Source organism: Sphingomonas sp. Sph1(2015), from assembly GCF_001970915.1.
GTDB lineage: Bacteria > Pseudomonadota > Alphaproteobacteria > Sphingomonadales > Sphingomonadaceae > Sphingomonas > Sphingomonas parapaucimobilis.
The window spans coordinates 59,394-83,519 of the sequence record NZ_MQUI01000002.1; the positions used below are offsets into that span (position 1 = coordinate 59,394).

The 24,126-nt window shown below is 66.0% G+C and carries 21 protein-coding genes and 1 tRNA gene; 5 read left to right on the forward strand and 17 right to left on the reverse strand.

Translation table 11 applies throughout. The features are described 5' to 3' along the window. Positions 1–61: 61 nt before the first annotated feature. From rseP to rpsB, 8 genes are all read right to left on the reverse strand, one after another. A complete protein-coding gene (gene rseP, locus BSZ14_RS01300; RefSeq protein WP_076709397.1) occupies positions 62–1,198 on the reverse strand; it encodes an RIP metalloprotease RseP in 1,137 nt (378 codons plus the stop codon). Then, positions 1,195–2,352, reverse strand: a complete 1,158-nt coding sequence (dxr, locus tag BSZ14_RS01305; RefSeq protein WP_076709399.1) for a 1-deoxy-D-xylulose-5-phosphate reductoisomerase — start codon at positions 2,350–2,352, stop codon at positions 1,195–1,197. Before dxr ends, rseP begins: the two co-directional genes overlap by 4 nt. After that, positions 2,352–3,119 (reverse strand): phosphatidate cytidylyltransferase, encoded by a 768-nt coding sequence (locus tag BSZ14_RS01310; RefSeq protein WP_198930430.1) that lies wholly within the window; start codon positions 3,117–3,119, stop codon positions 2,352–2,354. The genes dxr and BSZ14_RS01310 overlap by 1 nt, the downstream gene beginning before the upstream one ends. Before the next feature lie 65 nt (positions 3,120–3,184). Beyond that, the gene (locus BSZ14_RS01315; protein ID WP_076709501.1) at positions 3,185–3,901 is read right to left on the reverse strand and encodes an isoprenyl transferase; all 717 of its coding nucleotides are present in this window, start codon (positions 3,899–3,901) and stop codon (positions 3,185–3,187) included. Positions 3,902–3,942: 41 nt separating this feature from the next. Continuing rightward, positions 3,943–4,500, reverse strand: coding sequence for a ribosome recycling factor (gene frr / locus BSZ14_RS01320; protein ID WP_042487694.1), 558 nt, complete (start codon positions 4,498–4,500; stop codon positions 3,943–3,945). Positions 4,501–4,503: 3 nt separating this feature from the next. Further along, positions 4,504–5,229, reverse strand: coding sequence for a UMP kinase (gene pyrH / locus BSZ14_RS01325; protein WP_056439658.1), 726 nt, complete (start codon positions 5,227–5,229; stop codon positions 4,504–4,506). 400 nt (positions 5,230–5,629) lie between these two features. Then, positions 5,630–6,565 carry a translation elongation factor Ts gene (tsf, locus tag BSZ14_RS01330; protein ID WP_042487691.1) on the reverse strand — a complete coding sequence of 312 codons (936 nt, stop codon included), beginning with the start codon at positions 6,563–6,565 and terminating at the stop codon, positions 5,630–5,632. A gap of 159 nt (positions 6,566–6,724) precedes the next feature. After that, positions 6,725–7,534: a 30S ribosomal protein S2 gene (gene rpsB / locus BSZ14_RS01335; RefSeq protein WP_042487688.1), complete on the reverse strand. Its 810-nt coding sequence runs from the start codon at positions 7,532–7,534 to the stop codon at positions 6,725–6,727. Between the two features lie 125 nt (positions 7,535–7,659). On the opposite strand from rpsB, the gene BSZ14_RS19955 reads away from it, so the two are divergent. Then, entirely contained in the window at positions 7,660–8,139 is a 480-nt protein-coding gene (locus BSZ14_RS19955; protein ID WP_241823596.1) for a hypothetical protein, read from the forward strand. Here the strand turns inward: BSZ14_RS19955 and pssA are convergent. Further along, positions 8,078–8,899: a CDP-diacylglycerol--serine O-phosphatidyltransferase gene (pssA, locus tag BSZ14_RS01345; protein ID WP_076709402.1), complete on the reverse strand. Its 822-nt coding sequence runs from the start codon at positions 8,897–8,899 to the stop codon at positions 8,078–8,080. The two genes, BSZ14_RS19955 and pssA, sit on opposite strands and share 62 nt — an antisense overlap. 13 nt (positions 8,900–8,912) lie before the next feature. Next, positions 8,913–9,635, reverse strand: a complete 723-nt coding sequence (locus tag BSZ14_RS01350) for a phosphatidylserine decarboxylase (protein ID WP_042487681.1) — start codon at positions 9,633–9,635, stop codon at positions 8,913–8,915. A gap of 143 nt (positions 9,636–9,778) precedes the next feature. On the opposite strand from BSZ14_RS01350, the gene BSZ14_RS01355 reads away from it, so the two are divergent. Then, a complete protein-coding gene (locus tag BSZ14_RS01355; protein ID WP_042487678.1) occupies positions 9,779–10,999 on the forward strand; it encodes an NADP-dependent isocitrate dehydrogenase in 1,221 nt (406 codons plus the stop codon). A 243-nt stretch (positions 11,000–11,242) separates the two neighbouring features. On the opposite strand, the gene BSZ14_RS01360 is transcribed toward BSZ14_RS01355, so the two are convergent. Further along, entirely contained in the window at positions 11,243–11,689 is a 447-nt protein-coding gene (locus BSZ14_RS01360) for a c-type cytochrome (RefSeq protein ID WP_076709404.1), read from the reverse strand. A gap of 113 nt (positions 11,690–11,802) precedes the next feature. On the opposite strand from BSZ14_RS01360, the gene BSZ14_RS01365 reads away from it, so the two are divergent. After that, a complete protein-coding gene (locus tag BSZ14_RS01365; RefSeq protein ID WP_076709405.1) occupies positions 11,803–13,581 on the forward strand; it encodes a cation:proton antiporter domain-containing protein in 1,779 nt (592 codons plus the stop codon). Positions 13,582–13,780: 199 nt separating this feature from the next. On the opposite strand, the gene BSZ14_RS01370 is transcribed toward BSZ14_RS01365, so the two are convergent. From BSZ14_RS01370 to BSZ14_RS19180, 6 genes are all read right to left on the reverse strand, one after another. Continuing rightward, a complete protein-coding gene (locus BSZ14_RS01370; protein ID WP_076709407.1) occupies positions 13,781–16,612 on the reverse strand; it encodes a valine--tRNA ligase in 2,832 nt (943 codons plus the stop codon). A 42-nt stretch (positions 16,613–16,654) separates the two neighbouring features. Continuing rightward, positions 16,655–18,277 (reverse strand): histidine kinase famiy protein, encoded by a 1,623-nt coding sequence (locus BSZ14_RS01375; protein WP_076709408.1) that lies wholly within the window; start codon positions 18,275–18,277, stop codon positions 16,655–16,657. A 61-nt stretch (positions 18,278–18,338) separates the two neighbouring features. After that, a complete protein-coding gene (locus BSZ14_RS01380; RefSeq protein WP_042487665.1) occupies positions 18,339–18,905 on the reverse strand; it encodes a DUF2497 domain-containing protein in 567 nt (188 codons plus the stop codon). Between the two features lie 42 nt (positions 18,906–18,947). Further along, positions 18,948–20,480 carry a TolC family outer membrane protein gene (locus BSZ14_RS01385; RefSeq protein ID WP_042487650.1) on the reverse strand — a complete coding sequence of 511 codons (1,533 nt, stop codon included), beginning with the start codon at positions 20,478–20,480 and terminating at the stop codon, positions 18,948–18,950. A 6-nt stretch (positions 20,481–20,486) separates the two neighbouring features. Continuing rightward, complete coding sequence (locus tag BSZ14_RS01390) at positions 20,487–21,155, reverse strand: protein-L-isoaspartate O-methyltransferase family protein (RefSeq protein ID WP_089413559.1); 669 nt, start codon at positions 21,153–21,155, stop codon at positions 20,487–20,489. Between the two features lie 449 nt (positions 21,156–21,604). Further along, positions 21,605–21,802, reverse strand: a complete 198-nt coding sequence (locus BSZ14_RS19180) for a hypothetical protein (RefSeq protein ID WP_139330250.1) — start codon at positions 21,800–21,802, stop codon at positions 21,605–21,607. Positions 21,803–21,956: 154 nt separating this feature from the next. Between BSZ14_RS19180 and BSZ14_RS01395 the strand changes: the two genes are divergently transcribed. Together BSZ14_RS01395 and BSZ14_RS01400 are read left to right on the forward strand one after the other, a co-directional pair. Continuing rightward, positions 21,957–22,030: transfer RNA gene (locus BSZ14_RS01395), tRNA-Cys, on the forward strand. A 159-nt stretch (positions 22,031–22,189) separates the two neighbouring features. Continuing rightward, positions 22,190–24,076 (forward strand): M61 family metallopeptidase, encoded by a 1,887-nt coding sequence (locus tag BSZ14_RS01400; RefSeq protein ID WP_076709410.1) that lies wholly within the window; start codon positions 22,190–22,192, stop codon positions 24,074–24,076. Positions 24,077–24,126 lie beyond the last annotated feature (50 nt).

The window sequence follows — 24,126 nt, forward strand, 5'->3', positions numbered from 1 at the left end:
CAAACCCACCCCAGAAAAGTCGAACCGACCCCTGTCGTCGTCGCGCCCTGCCCCATCGGCGTCAGCCGATCAAGCTGCGGATATTGTTCCACAGCCCCAAATTGCCCAGATCGTTGAACGTTACGAAGAGCATCAGGGCCAGGATCGCGATCAAACCGCCACGGAATGCCCATTCCTGGGCCACCGGCTCCAGGGGGCGTCGCCGCACCGCTTCGATCGCATAGAAGAGAAGATGACCGCCATCCAGCATCGGCACTGGCAACAGGTTGATGAACCCCAGATTGATGGAGACCAGCGCCACGAAGAAAACGAAGGCGTCCAGGCCCAGCGCCATCTGCTCGCCCGACACTTTCGCGATCGATACCGGCCCGCCCAGTTCCTTGACCGAGCGGCGGCCGGAGATCACCTGGCCCAGCGTCTCGACCATCATGCGGACGATCTCACCGGTGCGATGAACCGCCACGACGGGTGCGCGCAACAGGCCCACCGGCCGGATGTCGACCGTACCCGCGCCACGCACGCCCAGGCGGCCGATGCGATAGCTGTTGCCGAAGCGGTCGCGCTGCTCCTCGGTGCCGATGGTCGCGCTGGTCGTGAAGGGCGTGCCGCCGCGCGTCGCCGCGATCGTCACCCGGTCCCCGGCACGAATCTGCACATAGCGGGCGATATCGGAAAAGTCGGTGACGGCTCGGTCGTCGATCGCCGTCACCCGGTCGCCGGGGCGTAGCGAGGTCGCGGCCGCCGCGCTGCCCGGCATGATCTGCCCGACGACCGGCGGCACGACCGCCTCGCCATAAGCATAGGCAAAGCCCGCCAGGATCAGGATCGCCGCGACGAAATTGATCGCAGGCCCTGCCGCGACGATGATCGCACGCTGCCACACCGGCTTGGCCTGGAAGGTGCGGGCGCGTTCCTCGGGCGGCAGCGACAGCCAGGCGGCGTCGGGCTGACTTGCCGGGTTCATGTCGCCCGCGAACTTCACATAACCGCCCAGCGGCAGCCAGCCGATCTTCCACAGCGTATCGCGCTTGTCGGTGAACCCGGCGATCTCGCGCCCGAAGCCGACGGAGAAGGTCTCGGCCTTCACGCCGAACAGCCGCCCGGCAAGATAATGCCCCATCTCGTGAACGAACACGAGCGGGCCGAGGGCAAGGACAAAGGCCAGGACGGTCAATAACAGGCCGGGGGTTTCGATCAAACGACGCAATCCTCAACGCGCTCGGCCGTTATCACCCTGGTCTCCGCATCGATCGCGATCACCGCGTCGAGCGACTCCGGTGGGGCGGGGTCGTAGCGATGGAGAACATCCTCGACGATTGCGGCAATTTCGAGGAAGCCGATGCGCCGGGCCAGAAAAGCCGCGACCGCGATCTCGTTGGCGGCGTTCAATATGGCCGGAGCCGCCCCGCCCGCCTCCAGCGCCGCGCGCGCCAGCCGCAGTGCCGGGAAGCGCACCGGATCGGGCGCGGCGAAGTCCATCCGCCCCAGCGCGACCAGATCCAGCGGCGCCATCGGCGTCGGCATCCGGTCGGGCCAGGCCAGGCAATGCGCGATCGGCACGCGCATGTCCGACGGCCCCAGCTGCGCCAGCATCGAGCCGTCGACATAATCGACCGCCGAGTGGATCACCGATTGCGGATGCAGCACGATCTCGATCCGGTCGGATGGGACCGGGAACAGGCGGGCCGCCTCGATCAGTTCCAGCCCCTTGTTCATCATCGTCGCCGAATCGACCGAGATCTTCGCGCCCATCGACCAGTTGGGATGCGCCACCGCCTGTTCGGGGGTGACGCGGCGCATCTCCTCCGTCGTCGATTGCCGGAACGGCCCGCCACTGGCGGTCAGGACGATCCGGCGCACCCGCTCGGGCCGCGCGAAGTCGAAGCACTGGTAGATGGCGTTATGCTCGCTGTCGGCCGGGAGCAGCGTCGCCCCCGCCTTGGCCGCGGCCGCCAGCACCACCTCGCCCGCCGAGACCAGCGGCTCCTTGTTGGCCAGCACCACCGTGCCGCCATTGGCGATGGCGGCCATGGCGGGCTCCAGCCCGGCACAGCCGACGATGGCGCCCATCGTCCAGTCGGCGTGCATCGCCGCCGCCTCGATCACCGCCGCCCGGCCGCCCGCCGCGCGGGTTTCCGTTCCCGCCAGCGCCGCGCGAAGATCGGGCAGGCAGCTTTCGTCCGCGACGACCGCCAGTTCGGCGTTGGTCCGCTTCGCCGCCGCCGCCAGCTTGGCGACGTCGCAATTGGCGGTCAGCGCGCGGACGCGGTAGCGATCCGGCTCACGCTCGATCAGGTCCAGCGTCGAGGTGCCGACCGATCCGGTCGCCCCCAAAATGGTCACGCTACGCATCAGAACAGATCCGGCAGAAAGATCAGGAGAGCGGCGATCGGCGCGACCGGCACGATGCCGTCCAGCCGGTCCATCACGCCGCCATGGCCGGGCAGCACGTTACCGCTGTCCTTGACGCCCGCGCGCCGCTTCAGCGCGCTCTCGAACAGGTCGCCCATCTGCGCCAGCACCGCCAGCAGCGGCGTCGCAACGACCAGATGCAGCGGCAGGCCATGCGCCCAGCGCATCAGCACCGCCAGCAGTGTCGCCGCCGTGATACCGCCGATCAGGCCCGACCAGGTCTTGGCCGGGCTGATGCTCGGGGCCAGCTTCGGCCCGCCGAACTGCCGCCCGACGAAGAATGCGCCGCTGTCACAGGCCCAGACGATCGCCATCGACCAGAGCGACAGGACCAGCCCGTCATCGTGCAGCCGGATCGCCAGCAGCGAAAAGACCGGCAGCCCGACATAAAAGGCCCCTGCCCCATATTCCGGGCGGCGCGACACGATGGTCAGGAAGAAAAAGGTCGCCGCGATCAACCCCAGCGCGAAAAAGCCCGGCCCCGCGGCCAGCCCCGGCGCCATGATGGCGAGGGGCACCGACAGCGCGAACTGGGCGAGCCGCTTCTGCCTGGCATCGACCTTCAGCAGATCGGACCATTCGGCCATCATGAACAGGGCGACGACGACGGCCAGCAGCCAGAAGGCCAGACCGCCCAGCACGAGTGAAACGCTGGCCACCGCGATCATCACGATACTGGCCAGGACCCGCTTGGTCAGGTTCGACATGCCGGACGCGGGGGTCTCGACCGGAGCCGCTTCGGGCACCCCAGCCTTGGGGGATTCGGGGTCGGTCACAGGCCGCCGAAACGCCGGTGTCGTCGACCGAACTCGGCCACCGCATCGGCCAGCGCCGTCTCGTCGAAATCGGGCCAGAGCGTGTCGACGAACAACAGCTCGGCATAGGCCGCCTGCCACAGCAGGAAGTTGGACAGGCGCTGCTCGCCCGAGGTGCGGATCACCAGGTCGAGCGGCGGCAGGCCATTGGTCTGCAGTTCGCCTTCGATCGCCTCCGGCGTGATCGCGTCCGCCGCCATCTCGCCCGCAGCCACCTTGAGCGCCAACCGACGGGTCGCCTCGACCAGTTCGGCCTGCGCCCCGTAATTCAGCGCGATGGCGAGGACCGGGCCGCTATTGGCCGCCGTCCGCGCGATCGCATCGTCGATCATCGCGACCAGATCGGCGGGAAAGCGGCGATAGTCGCCGATCACCCGCAACCGGACATTGTCCGACACCAGCTCGGCCAGGTCCTTGCGCAGGAAGATGCGCAAGAGGCCCATCAGGTCGCTGATCTCGGTTTCGGGCCGCCGCCAATTCTCCGAGGAGAAGGCATAAAGCGTCAGCGCCTCGATCCCCTGCGCCCGCGCCGCGCGCGCGATCCGGCGCACGGCATCGACCCCGGCCTTGTGACCGGCGAAGCGGGGCAGCAGACGGCGTTTGGCCCAGCGGCCATTGCCGTCCATGATGATCGCGACGTGACGCGGGACCGCACCCGTATCGGGCACGGCCACCAGCGACCCCAGAGCCGTCTGGGCCGAGGCGGCCGGAGGACTCACTTGCCCAGGATTTCCTTTTCCTTGGCCGCCGCCGCCGCATCCAGCTCGGCGATGGTGGCGTCGGTCAGCTTCTGCACCTCGGTCTCGTGGCGCTTGCGCTCGTCCTCGCCGAACACGCCCTTCTTCTCGTCGACCTTCAGGCTGTCCATGCCGTCGCGGCGAACGTTGCGCACCGCGATGCGCGCGCCCTCGGCATATTTGCCCGCCAGCTTGGCGAGTTCCTTGCGGCGCTCCTCGGTCAGGTCGGGGATCGGCAGACGCAGCGTCTGACCGTCATTGATCGGGTTCAGGCCCAGACCGGCAGAGCGGATCGCCTTTTCGACCGACGACACGTTCGACTTGTCCCACACCTGCACCGACAACATGCGCGGCTCGGGCGCGGAGACGGTGGCGACCTGGTTGAGCGGCATGTGGCTGCCATAGACCTCGACCGTCACCGGATCGAGCAGCGCGGTCGAGGCGCGGCCGGTGCGCAGGCCGTTCAGGTCGTGCTTCAGCGATTCGACCGCGCCCTGCATACGGCGCTCGAGGTCGGACTTGTCATAGGCTGCCATGATTTATGCTCCTGCGTTCTGGACGATCGTCGACACACCCTGACCCGACAGCACGGCACCGAAATTGCCATGTTCGCGGATGTTGAAGACGACGATCGGGATATTGTTGTCGCGGCACAGCGCGATGGCCGAGGCGTCCATGACCTTCAGGTCGTCGGACAGCACCTTGGAGAAAGTGACGGTTTCATAACGGGTCGCGGTCGGCACCTTCTTCGGATCGGCATCATAGACGCCGTCGACGCTGGTACCCTTGAACAGCGCGTCGCACTTCATCTCGGCGGCGCGCAGCGCGGCACCGCTGTCGGTGGTGAAGAAGGGCGAGCCGACACCGGCGGCGAAGATCACCACGCGGCCCTTTTCCAGATGCCGCTCGGCACGGCGGCGGATAAAGGGTTCGCACACGCTCGACATCGGGATGGCCGACTGGACGCGCGTGTCGACGCCGATCTGCTCCAGCGCATTCTGCACCGCCAGCGCGTTCATCACGGTCGCCAGCATGCCCATATAATCGGCGGTCGCCCGCTCGATCCCCTTGGCCGCCGCCGACAGGCCGCGAAAGATATTGCCGCCGCCCACGACGATGCACAACTCATAGCCCTGCGCGCGGACATCGGCGATTTCCTGCGCCACGCGCGCGGTGATCTCCGGCGAGATGGCCAGGCCACCCTCGCCCATCAGGACTTCACCCGACAATTTCAGAAGAATACGTTTGAAGCGCGGGGTGGTCATCGTTTCTCGGATCTTGGTGAGGAAAGTGGCGCGGACCTTAGGCGGCGACCGGCCAGCGGGCAACCACGGAGCGGCGGGTTGCGGGGATTTTCGTCGGACAGTGCGTCTCACCGAAGAGACTTGGCATTTCGCCCCTACCCCCGTTCAGGCTGAGCGAACGGAGGATGGACGCTCCTATTCCTCCCCAAGCTTGCTTGGGGAGGGGGACCATCGCGCCAGCGATGGTGGAGGGGCGGAACGGACATGGTCACGCCCCTCCACCACGCCCTGCGGGCGCGGCCCCCCTCCCCATCTGACGATGGGGAGGATTGGCGCACACCCCAAACGCAAAGGGAGCGACCACCCTGCGGCAGCCGCTCCCCTGCACCTTCACCGTCCCGTCACGGGACGGCGCGAAGCATTACGCCTTCTGCGGAACGCCCGACGCGGCGGCCACTTCGGCCGCGAAGTCCGACGCTTCCTTCTCGATGCCCTCGCCCAGCTGGAAGCGGACATAGTCCACCAGCTTGATCTCGGCACCGGCGTCCTTGCCGGCCTTCGCCACGACGTCGCTGATCTTGGTCTTGCCGTCGATCACGAACAGCTGGCTGACCAGCGCGTGCTCCTTGCGGTACTTGGCGATCGAGCCTTCGACCATCTTGGCGATGATGTCGGCGGGCTTGCCCGATTCGGCGGCCTTTTCGGTCGCGATCGCGCGCTCGCGCTCGATCTCGGCCTCGTCCAGGTCGGCCTCATTCAGCGCCTTGGGGAAGGCAGCGGCGATGTGCATCGCCAGCTGACGGCCCAGCGACTGAAGCACGTCATCGGCGGCTTCCGACTCCAGCGCGACCAGCACGCCGATCTTGCCCAGGCCCGGCGCCTGCTGGTTGTGGACATAGGACACGACCGCGCCCTTCGACACTTCGAGGCGCTTGGCGCGACGCAGCGACTGGTTCTCACCGATGGTGGCGACGTTGTTGGTCAACACTTCGGCGACGGTGCCGCCCTGCGGCATCGCTTCGTTCTTCAGCGCTTCGATATCGTCGCTGGTCTTCAGCGCGATCTCGGTCACGTCCTTCACGAACGCCTGGAACTGGTCGTTCTTGGCGACGAAATCGGTTTCCGAGTTCACTTCGACGGCAGCACCGACGGTGCCGCTGGTGGCGACGCCGACCAGACCTTCGGCGGCGGTACGGCTCGACTTCTTCTGCGCGGCCGCCAGGCCCTTCGTGCGCAGCCAATCCAGCGCGGCGTCCATGTCGCCAGCGGCTTCGTTGAGCGCCTTCTTGCAGTCCATCATGCCCGCGCCGCTCTTTTCGCGCAGGTCCTTGACCATCGCTGCGGTGATATCGGCCATTGTCTCAATCCTCTGTCTGAAAAGGGGGATGCGGGTAGGGCCGCCCCATCGGAGGCGGCCCTTAGCACGGCTTGCATGTCAAGCCGATGTCATCGACCGAAGGGTTGCCCCGCCCGGTCGATGATCGCCCCGCCCGCACCGCGGGGCTGTGTCACGCGATTACGCGTCGATCTGGCGCTCGGCCTCGACCGCCTGCTCGGCGGCTTCGGTCGGGGCGACGGTCAGCGCCTCCTCGACGGGCGGCTCGGCCATCGCGCCGAAGTCGGCGCCGCTGCGGCGCTGCTGCTCGTTGTTGCCACGGGTCGCGGCAATGGCCACGGCCTCGCAGTACAGACGGATCGCGCGGCTGGCGTCGTCGTTCGCCGGAACCGGGAAGGCGATGCCGTCGGGCGAGACGTTCGAGTCGAGGATCGCGACGACGGGGATGCCCAGCGTGTTGGCTTCCTTGATCGCCAGCTCTTCCTTGTTGGCGTCGATCACGAACATCACGTCCGGGATGCCGCCCATGTCGCGGATGCCGCCCAGCGACAGCTCGAGCTTGTCGCGCTCGCGGGTCAGGTTCAGCACTTCCTTCTTGGTCAGGCCGTGCGTGTCGCCCGACAGCTGCTCCTCAAGGGTCTTGAGGCGCTTGATCGAGTTCGAGATCGTCTTCCAGTTGGTGAGCATGCCGCCCAGCCAGCGGTGGTTGACGAAGTGCTGGCCAGCACGGCGAGCGGCCTCGGCGACCGGCTCCTGCGCCTGGCGCTTGGTGCCGACGAACAGGACCTTGCCACCGCCCGCGACGGTCGAGCTGATGAACTCCAGAGCGCGCGCGAAGAGCGGCACGGTCTGCGACAGGTCGAGGATGTGGACGCCGTTGCGGTCGCCGAAGATGTAGGGCTTCATCTTCGGGTTCCAGCGGTGGGTCTGGTGGCCGAAGTGCGCGCCGGTCTCGACCAGCTGCTGCATGGTGACGACGGGTGCCGCCATAAGATAATTCCTTCCGGTTAGTCCTCTGGGAAGCGGATGACGCGGCGGGCCAAGCCCATGCGCACCGAAATATGATGCTTCCCATGCGGTGTTGAGGGGGGCGCCCTTAGCCGATGCGAAACCCCATGGCAAGCGCCGAAGGACGTTCACTTTTGTTCCGAACACCGTTGACACAGGAACATCAGCGGAACATAAAGCGATCACAACAGGGAACACAGGTTGATCGTCGCATTGCGAATTCGCAACATCGTGAATTTGGCACGACTCAACCTGATGTCGCCGTTTCGGCGACGGAACTGGACGAAAAAATCAATGGTTACGACCCGGTTAATATGCCGGTTCGTCACGAACGGCAGGAGGCTGGCATCATGATGATCGTGGTGAGTGTTCTGGTTTTCACGGGCGCATTGGTCGCCGCCCTGACCACCATAGCGATGATGGTGGCACCCCAATGGCGCCGCATCCTGCATCTGGCCACGGGCCATGTCGAGCCTGCCTTTACGCCGCTGGCCACCTTGGTGGTGGCCGAGCGCCGGATCGCCGTCAGGCGCTGGGCGGCGGGGTCCCCTGCCCCTTCGCTGGTCCGCCGCCGCGTGGCCGCTTGAGCCGCGCATAGGCGATCATGGTGGCGGGGATGCTCAACAGATAGGCCAGGCACAGCGCGGTCAGTGCATGCCACGGTGCCGAGATCAGCGCGACCCCGACCAGCACAAGGATCGCCAGGGCCTCGAACCGCACATGGCGGCGCAGGCGGAACGAGGTCCAGGACAGTGTCGGCAGGCTCGATACCATCAGCATGGCGACAAGCGCGACCCAGGGCGCGACCAGATAGGGCGACGAGAAGATCGGCTCGCCGGTCCAGAACCAGAGATAGAGCGGCAACATCGCCAGTCCGGCCCCGGCGGGGGCCGGAACGCCGGTAAAGAAGCCCGCCGTCTTGCGCGGCTGATCGGCCACGTCGAGTTGCGAATTGAACCGCGCCAGCCGCAACGCGCAGAACACCGCCTGCAGCACAGCGCAGATCCATCCGATGCGCGGCAGATTTTCGAGCGACCAGAGATAGAGGATCAGGGCAGGTGCGACACCAAAGGAAATGGCGTCGGACAGCGAATCAAGCTCCGCCCCGAACCGGCTTTCCCCGCGCAACAACCGTGCGATCCGGCCATCCAGCCCGTCCAGCACGGCTGCGACCATGATCATGGTGACGGCCGCCTCCCATGATCCCGCGATGGCGAACTTCACCCCCGTCAGCCCGGACACCAGCGCAAGCGCCGTCACCGCATTGGGAATGATCGCCCGCAGCGGCAGACCGCGGGGCGGCTCGCCATCGGTATGGCGACGGGCGAAACGGGGGGAAAGGGCCATCGAAGCGCGCGGCTTACTGCGCGATGCCGGTCATCGGCTTGCCGCCGACACGGCCGATCACCGTCTCGCCCGCGACCGAACGCTGGCCCAGACAGACCTGCGGCGTGACGTCGTCGGGCAGATATACGTCGACGCGGCTGCCGAAGCGGATCAGGCCGACGCGTTGCCCTGCGGCAACCATGTCCCCGGGCTTCACGAAACCGACGATACGACGCGCGACCAGACCGGCGATCTGGGTGAAGCCGTATTTCCGGCCGTCGCGGCCTTCGACCACGAAATGCTGGCGTTCATTCTCGTCCGACGCCTTGTCCAGATCGGCGTTCAGGAACTTGCCCGAGATATAGACGACCTGGCGGATGACGCCCGCAACGGGCGTGCGGTTGATGTGAACGTCGAACACCGACATGAAGATCGACACGCGGACCAGCGGCGCCTCGCCCAGTTCGCCGACCAGCTCGCGCGGGATCGGAACGCGCTGGATCATCGTCACCAGGCCGTCGGCGGGCGCGACGATCAGGTCGTCGCCCTGCGGCGTGGTGCGGACGGGATCGCGGAAGAATGCCGCGATCCAGATGCACAGGCCGACGAACGGCCAGAACAGCACCTTGGTGATCAGCGTGGCGATGATGGTCAGGCCCGCCCCGATCAGCACATATTTGCGCCCTTCGGGATGGACGGCGGGAAAGCGCCACTTGACGGTGGTGGTCGCGACGGGGGGCTTTTCAAGCGAAGGCATCGGGCCTGTCTACCTGTCCACCGGCCATCGCACAATCTTTTCGGTTCGCCCCGGCCTTTTCGCCAACCATCGGGGGTGGTTGATCCGCCGCGCCCCCTCCCCTAGACGCGTCACCAAACCCGCCTAATCTGAAGGATGCGCATATGGCGAAGATCAAGGTAAACACCCCCGTCGTGGAGATCGACGGCGACGAAATGACCCGGATCATCTGGGAATGGATTCGTGAACGCCTGATCAAGCCGTATCTGGACATCGAACTGGCCTATTTCGACCTGTCGGTCCAGAACCGCGACGCGACCAGCGACCAGGTGACGATCGACAGCGCCCACGCCACCCAGAAGTACGGCGTCGCGATCAAGTGCGCGACGATCACCCCCGACGAGCAGCGCGTCGAGGAATTCGGCCTGAAGAAGATGTGGAAGTCGCCCAACGGCACGATCCGCAACATCCTGGGCGGCGTGGTCTTCCGCGAGCCGATCGTCATCAAGAACGTTCCCCGCCTGGTTCCGGGCTGGACGCACCCGATCGTCGTCGGCCGTCACGCCTTCGGCGACCAGTACAAGGCGACCGACTTCAAGGTCCCCGGCAAGGGCAAGCTGACCCTGAAGTGGGAAGGCGAGAATGGCGAGAAGATCGAGGAGGAGGTGTTCAACTTCCCCAGCGCCGGCGTCGCCATGGGCATGTACAATCTGGATGATTCGATCCGCGACTTCGCGCGCGCCTCGATGAACTATGGCCTGAACCGTGGCTGGCCGGTCTATCTGTCGACCAAGAACACCATCCTGAAGGCCTATGACGGCCGCTTCAAGGACATCTTCCAGGAAGTGTTCGACGCCGAATTCGCCGATCAGTTCAAGGCGGCGGGCATCGAGTATCAGCATCGCCTGATCGACGACATGGTCGCCTCGGCGCTCAAGTGGCATGGCGAATTCGTCTGGGCCTGCAAGAACTATGACGGCGACGTGCAGTCGGACACCGTTGCGCAAGGCTTCGGCTCGCTCGGCCTGATGACCTCGGTCCTGATGACCCCGGACGGCAAGACGATCGAGGCGGAAGCGGCGCACGGCACCGTGACCCGTCACTATCGCCAGCACCAGCAGGGCAAGGCGACCTCGACCAACCCGATCGCGTCGATCTTCGCCTGGACCGGCGGCCTGAAGTATCGCGGCAAGTTCGACAACACGCCGGACGTCGTGCGCTTTGCCGAGACGCTGGAAAAGGTCTGCATCCAGACCGTCGAGAACGGCCAGATGACCAAGGACCTCGCGATCCTGATCGGTCCTGACCAGCCCTGGATGACCACCGAGCAGTTCTTCGAGGCGATCCGCGTCAACCTCGAAACCGAAATGGCCAACTGGCAGTAATTTCTGCCATAAGGTTGTGAGAAGGGGCCTGGAGGCGTTGTCTCCGGGCCTTTTTTCTATTCCCCGACCTCCGTTCAGCCTGAGCGCAGTCGAAGGCCAAGGGCATACCTTTGCCAAAAGCACATTAGAGAGCTTGTCGCATGGCCTTCGACTACGCTCAGGCTGAACGGCGGTTGGTGATTAAAGCCGCGCCTATCCCCCCAGCCGTTCGCGCTGGGCGAAGGCGCAGCGCACGCCCCGCGCTCACCGCCCTTCCCGCTCCAGATAGGCGATCACATCCGCCCGCGCGAGCGGATCGGGCAGGCCGGGAAAGGTCATCTTCGTGCCCGGCGCGAAGCGTTGTGGCGAGGTCAGCCAGCGGTTCATCGTCGCCCGATCCCAATGCCCGCCGACCCGCTCCAGTGCGGCGGTATAGCCATAGCGCGCGCTCCCGCCCGCGACCGGCTTGCCCATGATACCGTGCAGGTTCGGCCCCGCCCGGTCGAGTTCGCCCTTGCCGATCGTATGGCAAGCCAGGCACTGGCCGAAGGTTCGCGCGCCCGCATCGGCATCCGCGACCCGCATCAGCGCGTCGAGCGACGGGTTCGGCCCCGCCTGCCTCAGCCGCTCGGCCCGGTCGCCATCCCCGCAGGCGGTCAGGGCCAGGCAAGGCAGGATGGCGAACAGGACGGTCAACGAAAGCGGCTTCATCCCGCCGCCCTAACGCCGCCGCCGCATCATACCCCATTGGACGAATCGCCCCATCGTCGTTTCGTGGGATTAACGACCTGACAAGCGCGGCAAAGCCGGGTTAGTCTGTCGTCATGGCACTTCGGTTAGACAATCAGGGCTTTTCCGACGCCCTCGTGATCCTCGGGGCGGCGGGGATCGTCATTCCGGCCTTTGCGCGCTTCCGGGTCAGCCCGGTCATCGGGTTCATCCTGGTCGGGCTGCTGGTCGGTCCGGCCGGGCTCGGCTCGCTGGTGCCCCATGCGCCGTGGCTCTATTATCTGACCATCTCCAACCCGGAGTCGATCGAACCCTTTGCCGAGTTCGGTATCATATTATTGCTGTTTTCCATCGGGTTGGAGCTGTCTTTTCGCAGGCTTTGGGCGATGCGGAGGCTGGTGTTCGGCACCGGCGCGGCCGAGTTGATCGGCTCGGCAACGCTGATCGGGATCGCGCTCCATATGCTGGGCCAAGGCTGGGGGGGAGCGATCGGTCTGGGCCTCGCCCTCACCCTCTCCTCGACCGCGCTGGTGCTGCCGCTGGTCGGCACGACCAGCCCCGTGGGTCGCGGCGCGTTCGCGATGCTGCTCTTCGAGGATCTGGCGCTGGTCCCCATCATCTTCGCGCTGGGCGCCATGGCCCCGACCGCCAGCGACGAGGGCTGGGTCGGCATTGCGGGTGTCGCCTTGCGCGGCGGGTTGACCGTCGTCGCCATGTATCTGGGTGGCAAGCTGGTCTTGCCGCGCCTGTTCGCCCAGGCCGCGCGTACCAAGAGCCCCGAGTTGTTCCTCGCCGCTTCGCTGCTGGTCGTCATCGTCGCCAGCGTGGCCACCACGGCGGCGGGCCTGTCGCCGATCGTCGGCGCGCTGCTGGCGGGCTTGCTCATCGCCGAGACCGAATATCATTCCGAGGTCGAGGTGATGACCGCGCCGTTCAAGGGCCTCGCGCTCGGCGTGTTCCTGATTACCGTCGGCATGAGCCTGGACCTGCGGTTGATCGCCAAGAACTGGGACATGCTGCTGCTCGCGGTGGTCGGCGTCGTCGCGGTGAAGGCGATCGTCACCTATCTGCTGCTGCGGGTCGCCCATGCCCGGCGCGGTGTGGCGGCGGAGACGGGGCTGCTGATGGGGAGCCCGTCCGAGACCACGCTGATCGTGCTGGGGACGGCGGCGCAGGCGCAGTTGATCCTGCCCTCGACCGCCAGCTTCTGGCAAACGGTGACCGCGATCGGCCTGACCATCACCCCGCTGCTCGCCAAGGCCGGCCGGGTCATGTCCCGCCGGATCGAGGCGCGTAGCGGCGACCAGCCCCCCGCGCCCGAGGCCGATGGCGATACCGGGCGCACGGTCATCATCGGCTTTGGCCGCGTCGGCAAGATGATCGCCGACATGCTGACCGTCCACGGCCAGTCCTATGTCGCGGTCGAGGCGGATATCGATTCGGTCGGTGAGGCGCGGCGAGCGGGCTATCCCGTGCTGTTCGGCGACGTGGCGCGCGCGGAACTGGTCGACCGGCTGAACCTGCCCGCCGCGCGGGCGCTGATCCTGACGATGGATGATCCGGTGCTGACCGTGCGGCTGGCGCGACGTATCCGAGAGGCGGCGCCCGACCTGCCGATCATCGCCCGCGCGCGCGACATGGCGCATGCGACCGAACTATACCGCGCGGGCGTCAGCGAAGCGGTGCCGGAGACGCTGGAAAGCTCGCTGCAACTCTCCGAGGCGGTGCTGGTCGATCTGGGCGTCGCGATGGGGCCGGTGATCGCATCGATCCACGAGAAACGCGACGAGCTGCGGCAGGTCATACGCCGCGAGGCACAGCTTCAGCGCGAGCCGCGTATCCGGCGGCTGCGACGGCTGGGGGAACAGGGGTGATCTCTATTCCTCCCCAAGCTCGGCTTGGGGAGGGGGTGTGCGGGCGAGATTGTGCCCCCGGCACAATCTTGGCTTGCCGGGGGCAAGCCAAAGCTCGCATACGCGCCAGCGATAGTGGAGGCCCCTTGCCCCTCGCCCCTCCACCACGGCCTTCGGCCGCGGTCCCCCTCCCCATCTGGCGATGGGGAGGACTTTTTTGTCAACCCAGGCGACCCAGCGCGGCGTGCAGGCGGGCCGCTTCGGCCATCTTGTCGGCGTGGTCGGCCTTCGCCTTCTCGACCGCTTCGGGCTTGGCGCGCTCGACGAAGCTGGCATTGCTCAGCCGCCCGCCCAACGCGTCACGTTCCTTCTCGACCGCCGCGATCGCCTTGGTCAGGCGCTGGCGTTCGGCGTCGAGGTCGATCACGCCCTCCAGCGGCAGGACGAAGGTCGCCTCGTCCACCACCACCTGCGCCGCACCGCCCGAGGCTTCGCCCTCGGCCGTATCGACGCGCGCCAAACGTGCGAGCGCCGAGGCCTGTCGCGCCAGCCGCGCCGTGGTGCCGTCATTCGCATCGCGCACATGCATCGGCAGGCGCGCGCCCGGCGGCACGTTGAGTTCGGTGCGCGCGGCGCGGATTTCGCTGACCAGACGAATCAGCCAGTCGATCTCACGCTCCGCTTCCGGATCGAGCGCGCGAGCGTCGGCCATCGGCCAGTGCGCCACGATCAGGTCGTGATCGCGTGCGCCCATCGCGTGCCACAGCTCCTCGGTAATGAAGGGCATGAACGGGTGGAGCAGGACCAGGATCTGGTCGAGCACCCAGCCCGCGACCGCGCGGGTCTCGTCACCCCCCTCTTCGCCGCCTTGCAGGACCGGCTTGATGAGTTCGAGATACCAGTCGCAGAAGCGGCTCCAAACGAACTGATAGATCGCGTTCGCCGCGCCGTCGAAGCGGTAATCGGCCAGCGCCAGGTCGACCGCCTGCACGGTCTTCACCGTCTCGGCGATGATCCACTTGTTGACCGCCAGGGTGGCGTTCGGAGCCTCCAGCGTCGCCGAAGCGCCGATGCCGTTCGCTTGGGCGAAGCGCGCCGCGTTCCACAGCTTGGTCGCGAAGTTGCGATAGCCCTCGACCCGGCGTTCATCCATTTTGATGTCGCGGCCCTGGCTTTCCATCGCCGCCATGAAGAAGCGCAGCGCATCGGCGCCATATTGGTCGATCAGGCCCAGCGGATCGACCGTATTGCCCTTCGACTTCGACATTTTGGAGCCATCGGCAGCACGAACAAGACCGTGGAGATACAGTGTCTTGAAGGGCACATCTTCCATGAAGTGCATGCCCTGCATCATCATCCGCGCATCCCAAAAGAACAGGATGTCGAAGCCCGAGATGAGGACGTCGTTCGGGTAGCGGCCCGCCAGCGTCTTGTCGCCCGTGTCGGGCCAGCCCAGCGTCGCGAAGGGCCACAGCGCAGAGGAAAACCAAGTGTCGAGGACGTCTGGATCGCGCCACAGCCAGACAGTATCATTTGGTTGCCCATTTGATACGACATGTCGGAAGTAGTTGCGTGGCCCCTCATGAGGCCTGTCTACAAACTCGATTTTCGTAATTCCGAACTTGCCGTAATGCTCTAGCGCAACCTTGCGAGCCTCGTCTTCGTCGAGAGCAACACAAGTCCAACCTAAATCGGTGGGTCCATCGCCACTTCCTGCGTCGGATATCACATACCCAGCCGCCGTAGGCCCAAACCATGCCGGAATCTGATGGCCCCACCAGAGCTGACGGCTGACGCACCAGGGCTGGATGTTTTCCATCCAGTTGAAGAAGGTCTTCTCCCAGGCTTGCGGCACGATCTTGATCTTGCCCGAGCGCACCGCCTCGATCGCGGGCTGGGCGAGCGTCTTGGCGTCGACATACCATTGGTCGGTCAGCCATGGCTCGATCACCACGCCGGAACGGTCGCCGAACGGGGTCTGGATCGTGCGCGGTTCGGCGTCATGCTCTTCGCCGTCCTTGTCGATGTGCGGGATCAGGACGCCCTCGTCCTTCAGCCGCGCAACGACGGCCTTGCGCGCGTCGGCGGTCGACAGGCCGAGGAACGCGTCCGGGATCAGACCGTCCGACGTCTGGCAGATATGCGCCTTGGCATCGAGCATGTTGAGCATGTCGCGCGCTTCGATCCCGGCGCGGCGGCCGACCTCGAAATCGTTGAAGTCGTGGCCGGGCGTGATCTTGACCGCGCCCGAACCCAGTTCGGGGTCGGCATGTTCGTCGGCGACGATCGGGATCAGGCGGCCGGTGATCGGCAGGCGCACCTGCTGGCCGATCAGTGCGGTGTAGCGCGCGTCGTCCGGGTGTACCGCGACCGCCATGTCGGCGAGCATCGTCTCAGGCCGCGTCGTCGCGACCTCGATAAAGCCCGATCCGTCGGCGAGCGGATAGCGCAGGCGCCAGAAGCTGCCCTTCACTTCGCGCGTCTCGACCTCCAGGTCGCTGATCGCGGTGCCGAGCCCGGCATCCCAGTTGACCAGCCGCTTGTCGCGGTAGAGCAGGCCCTGACGGTAAAGGTCGACAAAGACCTTCAGCACCGCCTTGCTGAAGCCCTCATCCATGGTGAACCGCTCATTGGCCCAGTCCATCGAGCAGCCCAGGCGACGCAACTGGCCGGTGATCTGGCCGCCGCTCTCCGCCTTCCACGTCCAGACCTTTTCCAGGAACTGGTCACGGGTGAAGTCGGTGCGCTTTTCGCCGCGCGCGTTCATCTGGCGCTCGACCACCATCTGGGTCGCGATGCCTGCATGGTCGGTGCCGACCACCCACAGCGCGTCCTTGCCCTTCAAACGGGCATGGCGGACCAAGATGTCCTGCAACGTGTTGTCGAGCGCATGGCCGATATGCAGGTTGCCGGTGACGTTGGGCGGCGGGTTGACGATCGTCCACGGCTCGGCATTGGGGCGGTCGGGGCGGAACAGGCCCTTTTCCTCCCAATGGCCATACCAGCGGGCTTCGATTGCGGCGGGGTCGAACGTCTTGGGCAGCTCAGTCATGACGCTGCCTTAATCACCCGCGCGGCGTGACGCCAGATGCTATCAGGTCCGGGCGCCCGGCCGGTCGAGCACCGCGCGAATCCGCTCGTTCAGGTCGGCGCGGCGATAGGGCTTGCGAATCAGCTCATAGGAGCGCGCGCCCTCATCGATCGCCTCGTCGGCAAAGCCGGTGGTCAGCAGGACCGACAAATGCGGATAGTCGCGCCGCACGACCTGGGCCAGCCCGACGCCGTTCATGCCACCGGGCATCAGGATATCGGTGAAGAGCAATGCGAAGTCGCTGTCCTGCGCCAGATGGTCGAGCGCTTCGCGGGCGCTGCGGGTCAGGACGACGTCATAGCCCAGATCCTCGAGCATCGACTTGCCGAGATCGCCGACATCCTGCTGATCCTCGACCATCAGCACGCGTTCGACCCCGCCGCTGCGAGCAGCCTGCACGGGAGCGGCGCGACGTTCGGTGACACCGGCGGCGCGGGGGAAATAAAGAGAGATCGCCGCGCCGTCCGCGTCCGTCTCGACCGTGGCCAGGCCACCCGACTGGCGCATGAAGCCATAGACCATGGCCAGCCCCAGGCCTGCGCCCTTGCCCATCTCCTTTGTGGTGAAGAAGGGGTCGAAAATCTTGTCCGCGATCTGCGTATCGATGCCCGGCCCGTCATCGGCGACACGCACCATGACATATTCGCCGGGTTCCAGATTGGCAGGCCCCTCGGGACTTTCGCCGGACTGGATCATGTTGCGGGTCGAGATGGTAATCTCGCCCTGCCCCGACCGTCGACCGATCGCCTCGCGCGAATTGGTGACGATGTTGAGCAGCGCCATCTCGGCCTGAACCGGATCGATCCGGCAATTCCAGAGATTTTCCTCCAGCCGCTGGCGCATCACGATGCCGTCACCCGCCGTGCGGTTCAGGATCGGGCGGAAATCCTCAATCAACTGGTTGAAGTTGAGCAGCCGATCGCGCAATTCCTGCTTGCGGGCAAAAGCGAGCAATTGCTGGGTCAGCGTCGCACCGCGCGCGGCAGCCGCACCGATCGCCTCGACCGCGCGCCTACCGCTGCGATCATTCTGGTCGACCCGCGCTTCCAGAATGTCGGCATAGCCGATGATGACCTGGAGCAAATTGTTGAAGTCGTGCGCGATGCCGCCGGTCAGCTTGCCGACCGCCTCCATCTTCTGTGCCTCGTGCAGCGCATCCTCGGCCTCGCGGCGGCGCGAGATGTCCAGCTGGCTGCTGAAGAAATAGACCAGCTCGCCCGCATCGTCATAGACTGGCGAGACGAACAGCGCGTTCCAGAAAGTCGAGCCGTTCTTGCGATAGTTGAGCAGTTCGACCGCGATCTCGTCGCGACGCGCGATCGCCGCACGAACCTGGGCCACCACGTCGCGGTCGGTTTCCGGCCCCTGCAGGAAACGGCAATTGGTGCCGAGAATTTCTTCCTCGGAATAGCCGGTCATGAAGCTGAAGGCTTCGTTGCAAAAGACGATGGGATTGTCGGGCTGCCGGGGATCGGTGACGATCATCGGCATACGCGTCGTCTTCACGGCGGCGAAGAAGATGTCCGACTGGCCCGAATGGGGCTGTGTCGCATCGGCGATCGGCGGGGACGACACGTGTGAGCGCGTCGATTTCGACAGATCGGGCGTCTCGGGTGTCGGGTTCATGCCCAACGAACCCGGACGAATGCCGCCGGTTCCCCCCAAACGGAAAAGCCGGCGGGCAGGATCAACGGCCTTCGCGCGTGATCCGGGCGATTTCGCGCGCGACCATCGCCTCGACCATCTCGGGCAGATGGGTGTCGAGCCATTCGCGCAGCATCGGGCGCAGCATGTCGCGAACCAGCCCTTCGAGCGTGCCATCGCTGGTGGGTTCGGGCTTGACCATCATACGGCTGAGCGCCTCCAGGGAACCACGGCTGGCCTCGGCCACGCGCGGGGAAACGATCGCCTCCTCGGCATCGTCCAGATCGGCCTGGACCGACGGGGCGGCGGGAGCGGGTGCGGCAACATAGGCCGACGGCTCGGGAGCTGGGGTCGGCGCGGGAACCGGTTCGGGCGCCACGGCGCGCATCGCCGATTCGGCGGCACGGGCGGCGGCGGCTTCGACCTTCATGCGCAGCGGCATGGGATCGCTGAGTTCCAGGACCTCGGGCGAATCATCCTCGACCGCAGGCGCGGGCACGGGGCGCGGCTGGCGACGCTGGCGGGCGGGCACTTCGCCCTCTTCGGCAATGATCCGTTTGATCGAGGAGAGGATCTCTTCCATCGACGGCTCGGCGCTGATCTCACCCATGACCGCAAACCCCATTCTTGCCCCCAAGGCCCCTGCCCGGCCTTATTGCCGGCTTGGTGCCTCCGCACCTGTGGTTAATGCGGGGCTTCTGTCAACAGGGGCGTTGACGTCGGGGTCGAGCGGACGGGTGATCGCCGCCGTCTGGGCCGGGGTTCCGGCGGTGGTGCCAGCGACCGGCGCAGGCTCGCCGTCGCCGCCCCAGTCGTTGATCTTGTTGCGGACGCGCGTGTAGTTGGCGACCGGATCATAGAGCGAACCGCCGTCCAGCCCCAGGTCGCGCGCCTCGGCATTGCCCATCGCCGCGATCAGCGCGAAGCCCGCGACATAGGCGTCGCGTCGCGCCGTCACCAGAGTGACCTGGCTGTTGAGCAATTCCTGCTCGGCGTTCAGGATGTCGAGCACGGTACGGGTGCCGACGCTGTTCTCGGCCCGCACGCCCTCCAGCGACAGCGAGTTGGCACGCACCGCCGATTCGGCCGAGGCGATCACCTGTTGCGAGGATTGCCAGACGGCATAGGCGGAGCGGACCTGCGCCACGACCTGCCGCTCGGTGCCGGTGGCGTTCTCCAGTGCCTGGCCACGCAGCGCCTCGGCCTGGCGGACCTGCGCCGCGGGACGTCCGCCCTGGAATAGCGGCATCGACAGCTGCGCCCCGACCGTCGCGTTGATGCCCGAGCCCGGCACGCTGCCCGCCCCCGGCGGCACGTTGATCGAGCCGAGATAGTTGAAATAATTCCCACTCGACACCGCCGAGATCCGGGGCAGCCGGTTGGCGCGCGCGACATTGATGTCATAGCGGGTCGCATCCGCCGCGCGCCGTGCAGCGATCAACTGCGGATTCTGGTCGAGCGCGACCGCCACCGCCTGGTTGGGCGAAGCGGGAAGCGCGGGGAGCGCGGGCGGCTGTTCCAGACCGACCGGCGCGACGCCGACGATGTTGACGTAATTTTCCCGGCTGGAGATCAGGTTCGCCTGCGCCGACTGAAGCTGCGCACGGGCCTGCGCCAGACGCGCCTCGGACTGGGCGACGTCGGTGCGGGTCAGGTCGCCGACCTGGAACCGATCGCGCGAGGCGCGCAAATTGGTGTCCAGCACATTGACGTTGCGGGTGTTGAGGTTGACGATCGCCTCGTCCCGGATGACGTTCATGTACGCCGCCACGACATTGGTGAAGAGGTTCGCCTCCACCCCGCGCAGCTGGGCGCGCCCCGCATCGACCCGCGTCTCGGCGGCGCGCACCGCATTCTTGACGGCGCCGCCCTGATAGAGCGGTACGGACAGCTGCAATGCGCCGGTCGCCACCCGCTCCGGATTCAGGAAGTTGTTGTTCGCGACGACGACATTGTCGGTAAACTGCGCCGTGGATTGCAGGGACGGCAGGCCATTGGACCGCGCGATCGGCACATTCTCATCGGTCGCGCGCTGGGCGGCGCGCTGACCGGTGATCGTCGGATTGCTCTGATACGCCCGCACCATCGCCTCGCGCAACGTCTCCGCCGAAGCCGATCCGGCCAGCAACAGGGCCGAACCGATCAGAACGCCGGAGGTCAGGGAGGAAGTCAGGTGCAGGCGCATGGTCCCTCAGAATTGAAAGGCGCGAGGACGGGCAAAGCCCGGCAGGATGGTGCATTCGGCATCGGCAAAGGCGCGGACGCCGTGGCCGCCTTCGGTTCGACGACCGCTGGCCAGACGGGTGACGCCGTTCTCGACCAGGCCGGTGACGATCCGGCCGCCGATCTTGACCTGCTCGACCAGCGCAGTCGGCAGTTCCTCGACCGCGCCGTCGATGACCAGCACGTCATAGGGGGCCGCGGCGGCGTGCCCGGCGTTCAGCGCGCCCTGCACGAACTCGACCTTGGCCTCACCCGCCAGCGCGGTGCGCGCGGCGGCGACCAGATCGGCATTTTCCTCGACCGCGATCACCCAGGTCACGATTTCGGCCAGCAGCGCGGCGGTATAGCCGGTGGCGGCACCGATCAGCAGCACACGGTCGCCCGCCTCCAGATAGGCCTCGGTCAGCAGACGGCCGGTCGCCATCGGCAGGTTGACCGCCCGCCCCTGGCCCAGGTCCAGCATCCCGTCGCGATACGCCACGGGCCGCAGCGCCTCGGGCACGAACGCCTCACGCGGGACACGCGCCATCGCGGCGACGACACGCTGGTCGCTGACCGCCGTGGTGCGCAGCTGGCTGGCCACCATCGCATGGCGCATCGCGTCGAAATTCGAGGAATCAAAGCTGGTTGTCATCATCGCCCTACCCTGTCGCACAGCCGTTTTAGTTGTGCAATACACTAAATTGGTTCCCGCCGCTTCTATCGCGTGGGGCGATTTCCGCCAAGCGCGGTTGAGCATCAGTGAACCTGGACGGCTCTAGGATATTAATCGCGGCATCAGCAGTCTCGCGAGAAGGCGGGTATCCTCCCCATGGAAGCGCGTGACCGGCCCGCCTCTCTCGATCAGTGGGCGGCGCAGACACGCCTCTTTGACCTTGGGGGCGACATCCCAGCGCTTGGAATAGGTCAGGCCCATCCGTTCTACGCGGGTGAGCCGACAGCATATCAGTCTGGATAGCAATGCAACGAGCATCATTTGCTCGACTGTTGCGCGCCGCAAGACTGAACACATCCGCAGCTATCCATGCAACTATACCAGCGACAAGAATAGAAACACCAAGCTTAGCCCGAGCGGAAAAGCTCGGCCTATCGATCATAGCCCCATAGCCGAAAAATATTACGCCGCTGATTAAGAAAGCCAGTGATCTGGAGCGCCTCAGGATTAGCAAACTTTAGAATTGGCACCGATAGGGCGTATGCGACGATCAGCCCCGCGCCGTAGCCCCACCAGTTACGGCGAAAACGCTCCTCGCGTTCTTTATCTTCAGAAGCTGATTCGCTCATTGCTACACAGTGACCTAGCTCTCCGTGCCGAGGCAATAAGGCATGCCAATGGGAAAGACGGAATAAGAACGCAGCACACTTTTTATAGCAATCCACAACTCCCCTGTTGACAGCCGAGCAAAAACCGCAGAAACGCCCGCCTCCCACGCATCGAGGCGCGATGGCGGAGTGGTGACGCAGAGGACTGCAAATCCTTGCACCCGGGTTCGATTCCCGGTCGCGCCTCCAGATTTTCCTGACATTTCGGATCACTGGACCAGCCCTGCGGGGCGGGGCGTGCGGTGATTCGGCTGGCTCCCGGCGGATCAGCCCTTTCCCGGAAAAGCGGTGGACCATGGCCAGTCTCCATGCCTAAGTCGCGGACTTACGGACACGAAGGGGAATGGCATGCGGTTTCTGGCGATGACGGCGGCGGTGGCGCTGGCCTCCACGGCGATGCGGCCGGTCGCGGCGCAGACCGCTCCCGCACCTCAAGCCACGCAGGCGCCGGTCGAATATGACATCGCCTTCCCCCGCGCCCAGCATCACGAGGCGCAGGTCAGCGTCACCTATCGCGGGCTGGACCGCACGCCCGTCCGCTTCCAGATGGCCCGCTCCTCGCCCGGCCGCTATGCGCTGCACGAGTTCGCCAAGAACGTCTATTCGGTGTCGGCCGTCGACGGCGCGGGCAGGCCGCTGACCGTCGAGCGGACCGATCCCTACGGCTGGACCGTGGTCGGCCATGACGGCACGGTGACGGTGCGCTACACGCTGTTCGGCGACCGGGGCGACGGCACCTATGCGCAGATCGATCCGACCCATGCCCGGCTGAACATCCCCGCGACCTTCCTGTGGGCGGTGGGGCAGGACGCACGACCGATCCGCGTCCGCTTTCACCCGCAAGCCGGGTGGAAGATCGCCACGCAGCTCGCGCCGACCAGCGACCCGACCGTCTTCACCGCCCGCGACCTGCAATATTTCATGGATAGCCCGGTCGAGCTGTCCGCCTGGGACGAGCGTCACTGGACGGTTGCGAACGGGGCGAAGACCTACACCATCCGCCTGACCGTCCATCATGACGGCAGCCCCGCCGATCTCGACCGTTTCGCCGCGATGGCGCAGAAGGTCGTGGCGCAGCAGATCGCCATCTTCGGCGAGACGCCCGCTTATGACTATGGCACCTACACCTTTCTGGCCGATTACATGCCGCAGATCAGCGGCGACGGCATGGAGCATCGCAACTCCACGGTCATCAGCCAGGCGCGCTCGCTGGCGGCGGGCAAATTCTCGCAGATCCAGACGCTGAGCCACGAATTCTTCCACAGCTGGAATGTGGAGCGCATCCGCCCCGCCGAGCTGGAGCCGTTCGACTTCACCCGCGCCAATGCCACGCCGTCGCTCTGGCTGGCCGAGGGCTTCACCCAATATTACGGTCCTCTGGCGGTGGTCCGTGCGGGCGAGATGCCGGTCCAGGATTATGTCGCCCAGCTGTCGGGCACGCTCAACGCGCTCATCAACTCGCCCGCGCGCCGTTATGGCGGGCCGCAGGAGATGAGCCTGCGCGCGCCCTTCGTCGATGCGGCGCAGTCGATCGATCCGACCAACCCGAACATCTTCTTTTCTTACTACCCTTACGGCGCGGTCATCGCGCTGGCGCTCGACATGGAGCTGCGGCAACGTTTCCCGCAGCTGTCGCTCGACGATTATATGCGCCAGCTCTGGCGGAGCTTCGGCAAGCCCGAGCGCAGCTATCGCCCCGACGATCTGCGCATCGCGCTGGGACAGGTGACGGGCGATCAGGCATTTGCGGACCGCTTCTTCGCGCGCAGCATCACCGCCAGCGGCCTGCCCGACTTCGCGCCGTTGCTGGCGCAGGCCGGGCTGACCCTGCGCCAAAAGAACCCGAAGGCGGCCTGGGCGGGCGGTTTGCCGGGGCCGGTCGAGGGTGGCATGGGCATAACGATCGCGACCATGCCGGGCACGCCGCTTTACGATGCCGGGCTCGACAAGGGCGACCGGATCGTCAGCGTCGATGGCCGTCCGCTCGCCGACCAGCAGGCGTGGACCGCGATCCTTTCGCGCCATGCGCCCGGCGACCGCCTTCCCATCGTCTATCGCCAGCGCGGGGGCGAGCGCAGTACCATCCTGACGCTGGCAGAGGATCCGACGATCGAGGTGGTGCCGAACGAAAAGATCGGCCAGCCGCTGACGCCCGAACAGACCCGTTTCCGCCAGTCCTGGCTGGGGCCACGCCCCGTCCCGACCACGGCTTCGCCCGTTCCGCCGTCGCAATGATTTCGTAAGACGGCGGGAACGTCATGATGCCCCGAAGGGTTCACCCATGT